Below are 15,206 nucleotides of genomic sequence, written 5' to 3' on the forward strand. Positions count from 1 at the left end.
TATTTTGAAAAAAACTAAAATGAGAAACTATGTGAAATTATTTATTCTTTACTTAATTATTGTTTTAATATATTTCCTATTGTTTGATTACAGTAAAGTATATATTAAGGAAAAAATAAATAACGAATTTTTATTTCAATTATATTTATTAATAGGACGTATTAGTATGGGTTTGGGAATATATTTTATTCCAGAGAAGCTAGGTATTAAGATTAAATTTAGATTTAAATTTCTTATAGCAGTTATCGCAATAATAACTACTATAACTTTTCTTGATATAGTTGGTTTAATTGAATAGCTTTGATAATTTCCTATATCGAAAACAATGCAAATAAGCTGGTCACTGGATTCGCATAGAAAACGGTGGTGAGATGAATTTTTTGATTTTGCAGCACTTCAAAATCTTAGCTAGATGGCTATGTATCGGTACCCCACAATAAAAAGGCAGGAACATTTCAAATATGTTCCTGCCTTTAATTTTAGAGAGATGTTTCCTAACAGTTGATTTTGTTAACGAAAGTCGACTTTAAATCCATATTTTGTATAGAATATAGTACATATAATAAAAGTATGAGGTGATACAGTGAGAGAGATTCATATTCATAAAATTATTGCGGATAAGAGAAAAGAAAAGGGAATTACACAGGAAGAGTTAGCGGCGTATATCGGTATTACAAAGGCATCTGTTTCCAAATGGGAGACTGGGCAGAGTTATCCGGATATTACATTTTTACCACTGTTAGCATCGTACTTTAACATAAGTATTGATGAACTAATTAGTTATACACCACAAATGGAACAGGAAGATATTAAAAATTTATATCATAGACTAGCGGAAGCTTTTAGTGAAGAACCGTTTGATGAAGTAATGATGGAGTGCAGGGAAATAATCAAAAAATATTATTCTTGTTTTCCATTATTACTTCAAATGGGACTACTTTTTATTAACCACCATATGTTAACAGTGGATACGGATAAAAGAACTAAAATTTTAGAAGAGGCGATGTATCTCTTTAGCAGGGTGCAGGAAGAAAGTGACGATGTTTCTCTTGTGAAAGAGGCGGTATCGTTTAAAGCAACTTGCTATCTTATACTCAATAGACCAAATGAAGTGTTGCAATTGCTTGGCGAAACGATACGTCCTAAAGTTCCAGAGGAAGATCTGATCGCGCAGGCGTATCAAATGCTTGGAAATACTGAAAAGGCGAATGAAATGATGCAAATTAGTATGTACCAACATTTAATACAACTCGTTGCAACAATACCGAATTATGTAGTAGTAAATGCCTCAAGAGCTGAAAAGGTAGAGGTAATTTTAAATAGAGCTTTTATGTTAATAGACATGTATGAAATAGAAAAACTACATCCTAATATGACTTTAAAAGTATACTATGCTGCTGCACAAGTATATTGTATGCAAGAAAATTTTGAACGTGCATTAGAAATGCTACGGAAGTATGTAGCAGTTTGTGCAGCTAGTTTTACAGTAAATAGCCTGCATTTACACGGCGATTCATATTTTGACGCAATTGATGGATGGTTTGCAGAATTTCCGCTTGGCGCTAAAACGGTTAGAAATGAAGAGATTATAAAGCGGAGTATGCTACAAGGTATTGCAGAGAACCCGATTTTCGCATCGATGAAAGATGTAAGAGAGTACAAAAATATAATAGCGAGTTTGAAATTTAAATTGGATATAAAAGAATAGAGGGAGGATAAATATAATGACCTTTGACGAATATGAAGTAGCGATAAATAGTGAATTTACTTTGCGCGGTACGATTACTAAACCGAAAGCTGACGGGAAGTATGTAGCTGTTGTCATTATCGCTGGATCTGGAGAAATTGATCGTGATGGAATGATAGTGCCGCTAAAGCTTGAATCGAATATATATAAAGATTTAGCACATGTAATGGCGAGACTTGGAGTAGTGACGCTCCGCTTTGATAAGCGCGGAGTAGGAAAGAGTGAAGGGGAATTTCAGAAGACTGGAATGTGGGATTTAGTTAGTGACATAGAGGCTACGATTACGTATTTAAAGGAACAATCATTTGTTGATCCGGAAAATATCATTTTAGCTGGTCATAGTGAAGGGTGTATGTTAGCGACAGTAGTAAACGCAAGAACACCAGTTAATGGGCTCATACTTCTTACAGGGGCTGCGGAATCATTAGAAGAAGCTACTAAAAGACAAAGAGAGATTATTTATAAAGAGTTAAAAGAGCAAAAAGGAATAAAAGGAAAGTTAATGCGTCTTCTCAATATTGAGAAACGGGGAGAAAAGCAGGCGCAAAAAGCAACAGAGAAAATGATAAACTCCAAAAAAGATATTGTTAAAATTGGTTTTAAGCCAATGAATGCAAAATGGTTTAGAGAGCACTTTCAGCATGACATTTATAAAGATTTAATGAAAGTAAAATGTTCAGTATTAGCAATTGCTGGTGATAAAGACTTTCAGGCGAATCCAGAAAAAGCGAAGAGAATTGGTGATTATGTGCAAGGTGATTCTGAAGTATATGTAATAAAAAATATGGATCATACCTTAAAATGTTTTGAAGGTGATTTTAAAGCGTTGGAATTTAAAAAGATTTATGCGGAAGGTGCAGATAAGCCGCTTCATCCAAAGCTAGAAGAAATTATTGTGAATTGGATGGATACGCATTTTATTTGGCAATATGCGGGCAGTAAGACTCTCAGCTCAATATTAGGCGAAGGTGAGGAAGTTGGAAAGGAGAGTAATTGTCTGTAAAAGATCGGTTGTTGTAGGTTGATCTAGTTTAGTATATGGGTTATAAGTTTTTTATCGTCGTTTTCCATTTCGAAATGGAAAATACTAATGATTTAAGTTTTAAAAACGAACATTTTTATTATTTTTATTAAAAATGTTCATTTTTAGATTGCGTGTACACTAATATTTTGTTATATTACCAATATAATAATTTTAAATAACATCACTCGTATATACTCGGTAATATGGTCCGAGCGTTTCTACCTAGTTCCCAATGAAAGAACTGGACTACGGGTTAAAGTATTCGGTCGTTAGTTGTATTGAGCCGCTACCGATCTATAATTTAGCAATGGCCTCATCTTTTGCTTAATTAACTTTGACTACCGTAGTTCTAGAAAGTAGAGATTCTTCTACAATTTCTAGAGCTTTTTTCTTTGGACCAAAACATCGAGTATAGAAAACAACAAGAGAAAGAGGAGAGATTATTTATGAAGAAAAATCTGTTGAAAAAATATGGTGCCCTAGCAACTACTATCGCATTATCATTCTCAATACTTGCAGGATGTAATGCTAGTCCAAAACAAGTAGCTGAGGCGAAAAGCAATCAAAACCCTATCTTAATTCAAGGCCCAATGCCAATAGAAGCTGAAAAATTTGCAAAAAGGTTAAAAAATGTGAAAGAAGAAAAATCTGGGAGTTTTGTATTTTATAAAGGAACTGTAGACAATTATCCTGTAATCGTTGCGAAAACAGGTAAAGGAATGGAAAATACAGCAGCCGCTACAGCAGTGGCTATTGAAAAATATAAGCCTAAGGCGATTATTAACCAAGGAACATCAGGTGGACACGATCCTAATTTAAATGTATTTGATATTGTGTTAGGAAAACAAGTCGCGAATATAGGTTCACTAAAAACAACAAATATGAATGAGAACCAAGGAATTGAACCGGAAAAATGGATATCTATGGACCTGATGGCTTCTGAAGGGAGTGCAGGAGAAGATCCAAATGCTGAGAAAATCCGATACTACGAGGGAGATAAGGGCTTACTTGCAGCAGCGAATGCGGTAAAAGACACATATACAAAAGGTAAAGTAGTGGAAGGTACGATTGGTTCAGCAGATGTTTGGAATAATGAAGTTGATAGAATTAAATGGTTCCATACAAAATACGGTACATCTGTTGAAGAAATGGAAGGCGCTGCCGCAGCGCAAATCGCCAAAGCGTATGACGTACCATTTTTAGGGATTCGCGTGTTATCTAACAATAAAACAAACGGGGGGAAATACAACCCAAACACAGCAGCAGCAAATCAAGAATATGTATATGAAGTAGTTAAAAAGTATATAGATTCGATGCCAAATAAATAGTAGTAGTTCTGTCCAAATATAAAAATGTTATCATTACTGCACAATGTGTTGTGAACTCAGAATTACCAAAGTTTCTTTAATTAAAATAGATTGGTGCCTTACATGGTATCCAATCTATTTTTGTATTTATTCTTCAGAGGAAGAAGGGGTTTACACAAAAAAATAAAGACAATTATAGAAAAAGGAAAAGTCGAACTATCATCTTAATTTTTATTCAAAATGTTTTTTGAACGATTTATCGAATATGCATAATTGCATGAAAAAAATTGAAATTTATAAGTTAACATTAAACTACTTTTTAATTGTAAAGAATATTTTAATAACCTTTACTAGAGAAGGATATTTCTTGTGAAAAGTGAAATTGCTTGAAAAGTAGATAAATCAAAAGTGTGGAAATGATACAGACCCAATAGAGTTTTGTATTAAATAAAAAGAAAAGGGTGGGTATGGCTTTCTAAAAGTTTTTGGGGGTTAGAAAGCATTTTTTAGTTAATAGTTTCAAATTATATTTTAAAGGGGAAATGGGTATATGAAGTTCCGAAACACAAAACTTGCTATGGTTACACTATCTTCGTTTTTTATTTTAGGTTCTGCATCTCTATCATTTACAGATATCATACATGGTGAAGTAGTTTCTGCTTCTCCACAAGTAGATACGTTTTCAGCACAAGAGATTACTGTGAAAAACTATGACGATACATATTATAATAATGCAATAGGAAAAACGGGTTTAGAATTAAAGAAGGAACTTCATAATATTATTGATGATCATACAAAGTTATCATACAGTGCGGTTTGGGAAGCACTAAGAGATACTGATGAAGATCCAAATAATAAAAACAATGTGATACTCTTATATACTGGGCGTTCGCAAGGAAAACTTACGAATGGTTCAGGAGTTGATAATTGGAACCGAGAGCATGTTTGGGCAAAATCACACGGTGATTTTGGAACGGCTGCAGGACCAGGAACAGATTTGCATCATTTAAGAGCGACAGATGTATCTGTAAATAGTTCACGTGGAAATCTGGATTTTGATAATGGTGGTATGAACCATTCGGAAGCGACAGAATGTAAATACGATAGTGATTCTTGGGAACCTCGTGATAGTGTAAAAGGAGATATCGCTAGAATGCTGTTTTACATGGCTGTTCGTTATGAAGGAGACAACGGCGAAATAGACTTAGAATTAAATGAAAAGGTGAATAACAATAAAGATCCATACATGGGCAAACTATCCGTTTTACTAAAATGGAATGAACAAGACCCTGTAGATGATTTAGAGCGAAAGCGTAATGAAGTGATTTTTACGAAATATCAACATAATCGTAATCCTTTTATTGATCATCCGGAATGGGTAAATAAAATTTGGAATTAAAATATTTAAAGGTATTTTACTTTGAGAGAAGGGATTGATCACTATGATCAATCCCTGTTTATATCTATACTAGAATAAATGATTTTTATAGGATTGGAGAATAGAATAGATATTTTATTAAGTTAAGTATAATATGAGTCTTTTAATACGGTCCCCATTCAATATTCACACCAACAATAAGAAAAATAAGTCCAATGATAAACCAAATGAATGCAAGTGGAGCCATAAATCGAATCCATTTTCCGTAAGAAATGCCGCTCGCTGCGAGAACGCCCATTAAAACACCGGAAGTTGGATTGAGGCAGTTCACTACACCTTCTCCAAGCATAACAGCCTGTACTGTAACTTGGCGTGTAATGTGCATGAAATCGGCTAATGGAGCCAATATCGGAATGAAAATAACAGATTCACCTGTCCCGGATGAAATGAGGAAATGTAATGCGGCACTACTTACATACATACCGATAACGCCAAATACAGGGCTATGTCCTTCGAGAGACTGTGCTAGCTGATTAACAATTGTATCAAGTAATTTGCCTTGTTCTAAAATGACTGAAATACAACGAGCCATTCCGACGATCAAAGCACCGTATATGAGATTTTGGCAGCCTGCTAGAAAAGTAGAAGCGATATCGTTTGCTTTCATACCACCTATTATTCCCGCTGTAATTGCTATGAATATAAAAGTAGCGGTCATTTCTGCGTCCGTCCAATGTAGACGAAAAGCGCCTATTAAAAATGCAATTAATGATAAAGCTGAAACGAGTAAAATTAATTTATGACGTATTGTCCAAGGAACTTCTGTTTTCTCTGTTTCTTTCTCACTTGAAAGAGCATTACTTGGAAACCAGTTATCTCCGAGTATGCTTCCTTTATTCGATTTTTTTAAGCGTTTTACATACCAATTAATATACAAAATGGTAGCAATTAAAAAAGAGATATAGATTGCCGTACGTAAACCAATTCCTGAAAACATCGGGAGTTCTGCGATTTTTTGTGAAATGCCTAAAGGTGAGGGAGATAAAATAGTAGCATTAAAACCAGCATAAGTGCCTAAATAAATAATTGCTACGCCGACGATAGCGTCCCATTTTAATGTGCGTGCAACTATGATGCCGATGGGGATAAAGCCGATAACTGAGTTCACGATAATACCAGTCGTTCCGAGAATAGAAAAGAGTGCGGCGACAATACAAATGAAAAGTAATTGCTGATTCCGAAATTTGTTAATTACATGATAGATTAAACCGTCAAGAGCACCTGTTTTTTCAAGAATTGCAATGGCTCCACCTGTAAATAAAATTAAGAAGATGATAGGAGCAGCAAGTGTCATTCCTTTTTCAATAGCGGTAAAAAAAGAAACAAACCCTACCGGCGATTGTGGAACAGAATGATAACTTCCTGGTATTGTCGTTGTAACAGTACCGTTTGTGACTCTTTTAAATTCTCCAGCAGGAACGAAATATGTAGCTATTGCGCAAAGTAAAGCAATAAAAAATAGTAGTACGTACGCGTCAGGCATTTTAAACTTTCGTTTACTAGGCTGTTTTTTTGCCTCGGTCTGTAATTGCATAAAACCCCTCCTTTTTCACTTAGTTAATTTTTAATATTCTGAAATTTATCTGTGGAATAGATTATAATAAAGGTGGCTTCTTAAGGCAATAGTTTTTCTGTCCTTTTCTTACACATACAAATTATTGCAACATTAGACAGGGAAACGAAAAAAATCCAAGAATATGTAATATAAAAAGAAAAGAGGGAACGAGATGTGGAAAACTACGGATTTATGTGATGAATTTGAAAAGGAATTACAAATATGTCGCCAGTCTTTTCAGTCGTTTGGGAAGAAGGAACAATTCTATGGGAAAATCGCAACGGTAAAAGTGAAGGATGATAATGTACTAGTAAAAGAGGGGTTACAAACACTGCCGGAAGGTACAGTATTAGTTGTTGATGGCGGAGCTTCTAAAAATTGTGCGTTACTCGGTGATAATTTGGCAGCTATTGCGGAAGAAAGAAACTTAGCAGGAATTATTGTAAATGGGTATGTTCGTGATTCTAGTGAATTAAAAAATATTAATATTGGTATTGTAGCGTTAGGGACAATGCCAAATAGAAGTGTAAAAGAAGGAAAAGGAGAAAGAAATATTCCGGTGCAATTTGGTGAAGTTGAATGGAAGCCGAATGAATATGTTTATGTAGATGAAGATGGGATTATTGTTAGTGATAAAAGCTTACATAGTGAGGGATGACTTCTATTAATGAAAGCTTATTAAGCTATTATTCTTAGAAAATAAATCTGATAAAGCATGGACAAAAATCTTTGTCAATAGTAAAATAATACAGAAAATCAAAATTTGCAGAATGTATAGGTTTATCGTTTTACGATAACTGAAATGGAAGTAAGTAGTGCCTAGAAAAGTGAATGTTATCACAATGGTGCGTTCATAAACGAAATTATTTTTCCTATACAAATATAGCCGCGAATAATGCGGGTAGGAGGTGTTGTGCATTTTGTTCGACACTTACAAAAAGAGAGTGTCAATCACACGCCCTTAAAGGGTCTTTTTTTGTGTAAATGTTAGTAAGGGGAGGGAATTTTGGAATGGCAATGTTAAAGAAATGGCTGCTTACATCATTAATGGCAGTGGCACTTGTATTTGTCTCTTTTGCGAATACAGTACATATTACGTTTGCTGAAGGAAAGACAGCGAAACTTGCAATTATTGGTGAATCACAAAAAGGAATTATGTTATGTCCAAAAGAAGTTTCGATTGAAGATGGAGAAACAGCTTTTAGTTTGTTGCAAAAAGTCATGGGTGACAAAGTAATATCTGAAAGCATGTCATTTGGAACGTATATAAAGGGCATCGACGGATTAATGGCCGGAGCAACGAGCGGTTGGTTGTATGATGTAAATGACAAATCTGCAGAAGTTGGGGCAGATAGTTATAAATTAGAGTCTGGGGATGTTGTTGCATTTCGTTACGTTGCGGACTGGAGTAATATGAGTCAAGAAACGTTGCAACAAACGTTAGATAAATTTGGCACTTGTAAAACTGTAGAAGAGCCAAAGACAGAGGAACCGAAACCAGAAGAACCGAAAACAGAAAAACCAGATGGTAAAACAGAGGAACCAAAACCAGAAGAACCGAAAACAGAAAAACCAGATGGTAAAACAGAGGAACCAAAACCAGAAGAACCGAAAACAGAAAAACCAGACGGTAAAACAGAAGAACCAAAACCAGAAGATAAAACAACAGAACAACCAAAGCAAGAGAAAGTTGAAATTCCAGCAGCACAATTAAATGAAGCAATTTCTAAAACGTCAGAAAAGATGTTACAAGATGGAATTGGTAGTGATTGGGTTGCGATTGGACTTGCTCGTTCAGGTGTAAATATTCCACTTGAAACGAAAATAAACTATGTTCAGCCAGTAGCTGAAAAAGTTAAGAAGCGTTTAAATCGTTTTTCAGCAACAGATTTAGCTAGAACGATTATTATGATGAATGCAATGAATGTAGATCCTACAAAGGTAGAGGGACAAAATTTAGTGCAAAATTTATTTGAATCAGATAAAGTGAATTCTGTTACAGGATACGCATTTACATTACTTGCATTAGATACAAAGAAATATGAGGTTCCGGCCGAAGCGAAATGGAATCGAGCTACTTTAGTACAAGCACTTTTAAACACGCAGCATACAGATGGTGGCTGGACGTATGATAGTTCAAGTAGTAAAGAAAGTGCTAGTAACGTTGATGTAACAAGTATGGTATTAGCAGCATTAGCTCCTTATCAAGATCAAACGGATGTAAAGCCAGCTATCCAAAAAGCTGTTGATTATTTATACAAGCAGCAGCTAAGTAATGGTGGTTTTGCCGCTGATGGACAAGAGAATTCTAATAGTACTGCACAAGCAATTATTGGACTATCGCTAGTTAAAGATGTAGATCACGATCGTCTTAATAAAGCAGTACAAAATGTAATGTCATACCAGCTTCCAAATGGTGAGTTCAAATGGTTACCGAGTGATCAAAAAGGTAGCGGAATGGCTACAGAGCAAGTATTTTTAGCGTTACTTCAGTTTAAAGATCTTGGAAAATCGATTTATGATTGGTCAAATGTAGTAGAGAATGAAATCGATACGAAACCAATTGTAGAGCCAGAGACAACTGTAGAAGAAAAAGAAGTTGTAGAACAGCCGAAACAACAAGAAGAGTTACAAAAACAACCAAAAGATGAAAATCTAAAAGTTGTTGTAGATAACGAACGAGTTAATAAAGAAACAAACAAGAATAAGAATCAATTACCACAAACAGGAGCAACTTCTCATGGTGCAGCTACACAAGTAGGTATGGGTGTATTATGTATCGCTTCTGCATATGTATTATGGAGACGTAAAGCAGCTTAACAAAAATTAGGAGCAATCATTTGCTCCTAATTTTATTATAAAAGTGAGGCCTAATAATGAGTGGGGATGAACAAAATCTCCACTTATTAAAGTTTCACTTTAATAAGAAAGGTGAGGGACAGCATGAGTAAGATGAAATGGTTCATTTCTTTAATTCTTTCATTGGGATTATTAGCCGGATGTGAAGAAACGGCTGTAAAGCCTGAGAAGAAGGTAGAACCGAAGCAAGAAGAGCAAAAAGAAGTAGCGAAACAGGAAGAACAAAAAGATGTACCGAAACCGGAAGAGAAACAAGCTGAACCGGAACAGAAACCACAAGAAGAGCAGAAAGATAAACAAGAACAAAAAGTAGAAGAGAAACCAAAAGAAGAAAAAGCGCAGGAACAACCTGAAGTAAAGAAAGAAGAGAAACCAAAGGAACAGCCTGCTGCAAATAAACAACCGGAACAAAAAGTACAAGAAGAGAAACCACAGCCGCCGAAAGCGCCAGAAGTAAAAGAAGAAGCAAAGGTTGTTAATCAGCCAAAAGAAACACCAAAGCAGGAGCAAAAGAAAAATCCAGAAGAGAACAATAATGTACCAGCTCCGCCAACTCCGGTACCACCACCAGATCCAGTACCACCAGTACCTAAAGCGAAACAAGTTACTATCTCCGTAAAAGGAAATGAAGGATACTTATTAGGTGCGAAAAAGGTTGATGTACAAGAAGGCGACACTGTTTATAGTGTGCTAACGGGCACAGGATTAGATGTTGATGCGAGTGGATCTAAAGGTGATGTTTACGTAAAAGGTATTGAAAATTTATATGAAAAAGATGTAAATGATAATAGCGGATGGAAATATCGTGTGAACGGATCGTTTCCAAACCGTAGTGCTGGTGTAGTTACAGTTAAACCAGGAGATACAGTTGAATGGGTGTATGTATACTAAATTAAGAAAGGATCTTCGGTAAAGGACTATGAAAATAAGTTTTTCTTCTTTACATCCTTTTGTGAATTTTTTCTATTATATTGGGGTGATGATACTATGCATGATGTGTCTTCATCCTCTTTTTTTAATTGGAGCGATTATACTAATAGTAATTTTAAATATAGTACAAGGGAATGGCGGGAAAATAAGAAAGATGCTACCTAGTACTATCGTGTTCTTTTTAATGGTTATTTTATTTAACTCTTTATTAACACATAGAGGAGCGACTACGTTATTTCATTTGGGAGATAGCCGAATTAAGCTTGAGGCCTGTATGTATGGACTTGTTATGGGGTTATTATTAGTTGCGATTATGTTTACGTTTTCTTCTTATAACGATATTATTTCGAGTCATAAATTTTTATATTTATTTTCAAGAATTTCACCGAAAGTAGCATTGTTAACGATGATTACAGTGAGGTTTGTTCCTTTGTTTATTAGGCGGTTAAAGAAAATTACACTCGTCCAAAAAACGAAAGGTGTACAATTAGATTCAGGTTCACTCATTGAGCGTATAAAAAATGGGATGAAATTACTGCAAGTGTTATTAGTTTGTTCGTTAGAAGATGCACTACAAACAGCAGATTCTATGCAAGCTCGTGGGTTTGGTGTAATGAAGCGTACGACTTATATTCGGTATAGAATGGAAAGACGCGATTGGTACACGCTAAGTTATTTAAGTATTCTATTTATAGCCTCATTCATATTTAGTTATTATGGCGGAGGGAAATTGATTATCTATCCGAAAGTGGAATCAATACTGTTCCAGCAATACGATGGAGTTATGTTTTTTTTATTTATGATGTTTGTTAGTTTACCAATTATGATGGAAGGAAGGGAATGGATATGGTGGCGCATGCAGAAATAAAGAATTTATCATTTATATATGCTGATGAAAATGAAGAAGCGTTACAGCATATTTCTCTTTCTATTCAAAATGGAGAATTTATAGTACTTGCTGGTGGTTCAGGTTCTGGGAAGACAACTTTATTAAAGCATTTTAAAAAGGAGTTACTTCCAATTGGCACGCGTTCTGGGCATACATATTACGATGGTGCTTTATTAGAAGATGTACCAGATTTATTATCCGCACAAGAAATTGGTATGGTATTTCAAAACCCAGAAAATCAGCTCGTAATGGATACAGTTATTCAAGAACTAACATTTCCTTTGGAAAATATTGGGTTACCATCACATATTATTCAAAAAAGAATAGCGGAACTCATTAGCTTTTTAGGATTTCAAGATTTATTGCACCAATCTGTTCATACGTTATCTGGTGGTCAAAAACAACTAGTAAATTTAGCAGCAGTATTAGTCATGCAGCCGAAGCTACTATTACTGGATGAACCGACAGCGCAGCTAGATCCGATTGCTGCAAAAGAGTTTTTAGGATTGTTAAAACGTATTAATGAAGAACTTGGAATTACGATAGTTTTAAGTGAACATCGTTTAGATGAAGTTATACCGCTCGCAACACGCGTTATTTGTATGGATAATGGCAGAATCATTTATGATGGTACTTCTAAAAGTGTGATAGCGAACATGTGGGAAGTAGAAAAGTTCCATCCATTTATTCCGCAAATTCCAAGATTGTTTTTAGAGTGGAATGTAGAAGATATTCCGTTTACAGTACGAGAAGCGCAAATGAAAATGAATGATTTTTCAGCGATATCATATAGGAATGGGCAAGTAGAACAATGTGAAAAGCAAGAAGTAATTTTAAGTGCAGAACATATATCTTTTCAATATGAGAAAAATAGTCCACTTATTTTACGAGATTTAACAGTAAACATCGAAAAAGGAAAATGGACAGCTCTAGTTGGGAAAAACGGAACTGGGAAGTCTACACTGTTAACGATTTTAGCAGGATTGCAAAAAGCTAGAAGAGGTAAGGTAAAGTGGAATGGAAAAGTGATACATAAAATTGATTCGAAAGAACGATTTAAAAGTATCGGGTATGTATCACAGCATCCGTATTATCATTTTACATTTGATACAGTGTGGGAAGAAGTGTATGAACGTGCGCGTGAATTATATGGCGAAGAGGGAAAAGTAATAGCAGAAGAAATGTTGGAAAAGTTCTGGTTACATTCGCTTAAAGAGCGCCATCCACATGATTGTAGCGGCGGGGAGCAACAACTACTTGCATTATGTACAACGTTATTATCAAAGCCAACTTTATTATTACTCGATGAGCCGACAAAGGGGCTAGATCCATGGAAAAAGGAAAGAGTAGGAGAGCTGTTTAAACAGTTGCAAAAAGAAGGTACAACAATTGTAATGGCAACGCACGATATTGAGTTTGCAGCAAAATATGTAGATCAATGCATGATGTTATTTGATGGGAAAGTTATTATGAATGATGCACCGAAAGAGTTCTTTAGTGGTAACTTCTTTTATACAACATCTATTAATCGATTCATCCGTAAAGAGTTACCGTTTGCATTAACGTGGGAGGATGTGTACGAAGCGTGTCCAAACGATATGTTGCATTTATAATTTGTATTTTTACAGTAATAATAGGCACATTACTCTTTACTACACTTATCATGGATGGATATTACATGTTAAGTAGTTTGTTTTTATTAGCTGTTATTATGTTACCTTTCTACGTCCGTTTTGAAAGGAAGGCGTTTGTTTCACGTGAAATTGTTATCGTTGCTGTGTTAGCGGCAATTGCAGCGGTTAGCCGGGTGCCATTTTCGATATTACCGAGTGTACAACCGACTTCTTTTGTTATTATCGTTTCTGCAATTGTGTTTGGGAGCGAAACTGGTTTTATGATTGGGGCAACGGCAGCTATCGTGTCTAACATCTTTTTAGGTCAAGGTCCGTGGACGCCGTGGCAAATGTTCTCTTGGGGCATGATCGGTTTTATAGCAGGATTACTCCGAAATACATTTTTGATGAAAAAACTATGGGGAAGATTGTTGTACGGATTCGTCGTTGGATTTCTATTTGGATGGATTATGAATTTTTGGGGTCTTCTCGGTTTTATACAGGAGGCAACGTGGGAAACTGTCATTGCGTACTATGCCGCAAGTTTTTCATTCGATCTAAGTCATGCGATATCGAATGTTATTTTCCTTCTGCTATTTAGTACGTCATGGATTACGATCCTCACAAGATTTAAAAAGAAATACGGTATATTAGATGAGCATAACGTGACATAGAAAAGCATACTCATATAAGGTAGGGTCGCGACTTACATATTCGTTTGCCTCTTTCATGCTTCTTACATATTGTAAGGAGCATTTTTTTATTGTAAAAGTGTCAAAGAATAGATGTAATATATCTTCGTTTTCATATGATGTTATTTGTATAATAGTAGGTGAGAATTCTTTTCAAGAGGGAGGTGTATAGTTAATGAAGTTAGTTATTCCGAAGCAGCATGGAGCATGGGCCATGCTTGTTATACCATTTCTATTAAGTGTCATACTTGGGAAACCTACTATTTATCATATCCCGCTGTTTTTAGCCTGGTTCTTTATCTATCTCGCTACGTATCCATTTCTCATGTACATAAGGCAAAGACGAAAAAAAGAGTTTTTACACGCTGCAATTGTTTATTCTATCACTGCATTTGTATTTGGGATGATTTCTTTATTATATGAATGGCGAATTCTTTTATTCGCAGTATTAATGATTCCATTGTTTATTGTAAATATGTATTACGCTCGTCAAAAAAATGAACGAGCATTACTAAATGATATTTGTGCGATTATGGTGTTTTGTATAGGTGGTTTAATCAGTTATTATTTTTCAATGAAGCAAATCGATAAAACAGCAGTATTCATTGCGCTTATTTCATTTTTGTATTTTTTAGGAAGTACGTTTTATGTGAAAACAATGATTCGTGAGAAAAATAATCCAAAGTATCGTCTCATATCTTGGGGGTATCATATTGTATTGACGGCAATTGTATTTGCTATCAATCCATGGTGTTCTCTTATATTCGTACCAAGTGTCATTCGAGCAATTATATTGTATGGCAAAAAAATTTCTATATTAAAAGTAGGGGTTTTAGAAATTGTTAATTCTGTATATTTTTTAATCATAACGGCAATAATAATGAAGTATGCCATTTGAAAAAACTTCCCATCTATTGATGGGAAGTTTTCAATCTTGTTCTAAAATGTGAACGGTATAATCACATCTTTGCAATGCTTGCTCTACGGCGTAAAGGGATTGTTCAATACGTGCGCGATTAAAATCTTTTTCAACTGTTTGTAGTGCTTCTTCTAAACAATTTTTTGCTTCTTTTAATGATTGAAAAGAATCTTGTACATATCCGCGGGCATTTTGATACATTTCATAGTCCTCCTTTTTTACTCATATACATG

The 15,206-nt window shown here is 35.0% G+C and carries 14 protein-coding genes and 1 riboswitch; of the genes, 12 read left to right on the plus strand and 2 right to left on the minus strand.

Features of this window, described 5'->3' with window-relative positions; all coding sequences use genetic code 11:
- Nucleotides 1-4: 4 nt before the first annotated feature.
- The 5 genes from Q3V31_RS10645 to Q3V31_RS10665 all read left to right on the plus strand — a co-directional run bounded on the left by Q3V31_RS10645 (nucleotide 5) and on the right by Q3V31_RS10665 (nucleotide 5,477).
- Nucleotides 5-298, plus strand: a complete 294-nt coding sequence (locus Q3V31_RS10645; protein WP_000751573.1) for a hypothetical protein — start codon at nucleotides 5-7, stop codon at nucleotides 296-298.
- A 285-nt stretch (nucleotides 299-583) separates the two neighbouring features.
- A complete protein-coding gene (locus tag Q3V31_RS10650; RefSeq protein WP_001206778.1) occupies nucleotides 584-1,708 on the plus strand; it encodes a helix-turn-helix domain-containing protein in 1,125 nt (374 codons plus the stop codon).
- Between the two features lie 16 nt (nucleotides 1,709-1,724).
- Complete coding sequence (locus Q3V31_RS10655) at nucleotides 1,725-2,750, plus strand: alpha/beta hydrolase family protein (RefSeq protein ID WP_329765013.1); 1,026 nt, start codon at nucleotides 1,725-1,727, stop codon at nucleotides 2,748-2,750.
- 186 nt (nucleotides 2,751-2,936) lie between these two features.
- A riboswitch (purine riboswitch) is annotated at nucleotides 2,937-3,040 on the plus strand.
- A gap of 177 nt (nucleotides 3,041-3,217) precedes the next feature.
- Entirely contained in the window at nucleotides 3,218-4,099 is an 882-nt protein-coding gene (locus tag Q3V31_RS10660) for a 5'-methylthioadenosine/S-adenosylhomocysteine nucleosidase (RefSeq protein WP_000739901.1), read from the plus strand.
- A gap of 529 nt (nucleotides 4,100-4,628) precedes the next feature.
- A complete protein-coding gene (locus tag Q3V31_RS10665; protein WP_000672203.1) occupies nucleotides 4,629-5,477 on the plus strand; it encodes an endonuclease I family protein in 849 nt (282 codons plus the stop codon).
- 142 nt (nucleotides 5,478-5,619) lie between these two features.
- On the opposite strand, the gene Q3V31_RS10670 is transcribed toward Q3V31_RS10665, so the two are convergent.
- Nucleotides 5,620-7,050 carry a YfcC family protein gene (locus tag Q3V31_RS10670; RefSeq protein WP_001176937.1) on the minus strand — a complete coding sequence of 477 codons (1,431 nt, stop codon included), beginning with the start codon at nucleotides 7,048-7,050 and terminating at the stop codon, nucleotides 5,620-5,622.
- Between the two features lie 193 nt (nucleotides 7,051-7,243).
- Between Q3V31_RS10670 and rraA the strand changes: the two genes are divergently transcribed.
- From rraA to Q3V31_RS10705, 7 genes are all read left to right on the plus strand, one after another.
- Nucleotides 7,244-7,729, plus strand: coding sequence for a ribonuclease E activity regulator RraA (gene rraA, locus Q3V31_RS10675; protein ID WP_000266029.1), 486 nt, complete (start codon nucleotides 7,244-7,246; stop codon nucleotides 7,727-7,729).
- A gap of 353 nt (nucleotides 7,730-8,082) precedes the next feature.
- Complete coding sequence (locus Q3V31_RS10680) at nucleotides 8,083-9,891, plus strand: DUF4430 domain-containing protein (RefSeq protein WP_329765014.1); 1,809 nt, start codon at nucleotides 8,083-8,085, stop codon at nucleotides 9,889-9,891.
- A gap of 123 nt (nucleotides 9,892-10,014) precedes the next feature.
- Nucleotides 10,015-10,821 (plus strand): DUF4430 domain-containing protein, encoded by an 807-nt coding sequence (locus Q3V31_RS10685; protein ID WP_329765015.1) that lies wholly within the window; start codon nucleotides 10,015-10,017, stop codon nucleotides 10,819-10,821.
- A gap of 28 nt (nucleotides 10,822-10,849) precedes the next feature.
- Entirely contained in the window at nucleotides 10,850-11,728 is an 879-nt protein-coding gene (locus Q3V31_RS10690) for an energy-coupling factor transporter transmembrane component T (protein WP_329765016.1), read from the plus strand.
- Nucleotides 11,701-13,362 carry an ABC transporter ATP-binding protein gene (locus Q3V31_RS10695; RefSeq protein ID WP_329765017.1) on the plus strand — a complete coding sequence of 554 codons (1,662 nt, stop codon included), beginning with the start codon at nucleotides 11,701-11,703 and terminating at the stop codon, nucleotides 13,360-13,362. Before Q3V31_RS10690 ends, Q3V31_RS10695 begins: the two co-directional genes overlap by 28 nt.
- A complete protein-coding gene (locus tag Q3V31_RS10700; protein ID WP_000044912.1) occupies nucleotides 13,335-14,036 on the plus strand; it encodes an ECF transporter S component in 702 nt (233 codons plus the stop codon). The genes Q3V31_RS10695 and Q3V31_RS10700 overlap by 28 nt, the downstream gene beginning before the upstream one ends.
- 193 nt (nucleotides 14,037-14,229) lie before the next feature.
- On the plus strand, nucleotides 14,230-14,952 hold the full coding sequence (locus tag Q3V31_RS10705) for a YwiC-like family protein (protein ID WP_016129913.1): 723 nt from the start codon (nucleotides 14,230-14,232) through the stop codon (nucleotides 14,950-14,952).
- 30 nt (nucleotides 14,953-14,982) lie between these two features.
- On the opposite strand, the gene Q3V31_RS10710 is transcribed toward Q3V31_RS10705, so the two are convergent.
- Entirely contained in the window at nucleotides 14,983-15,174 is a 192-nt protein-coding gene (locus Q3V31_RS10710; RefSeq protein WP_000284539.1) for a hypothetical protein, read from the minus strand.
- Between the last annotated feature and the right edge of the window lie 32 nt (nucleotides 15,175-15,206).

Source organism: Bacillus nitratireducens (assembly GCF_036320425.1).
Classification (GTDB): domain Bacteria; phylum Bacillota; class Bacilli; order Bacillales; family Bacillaceae_G; genus Bacillus_A; species Bacillus_A nitratireducens.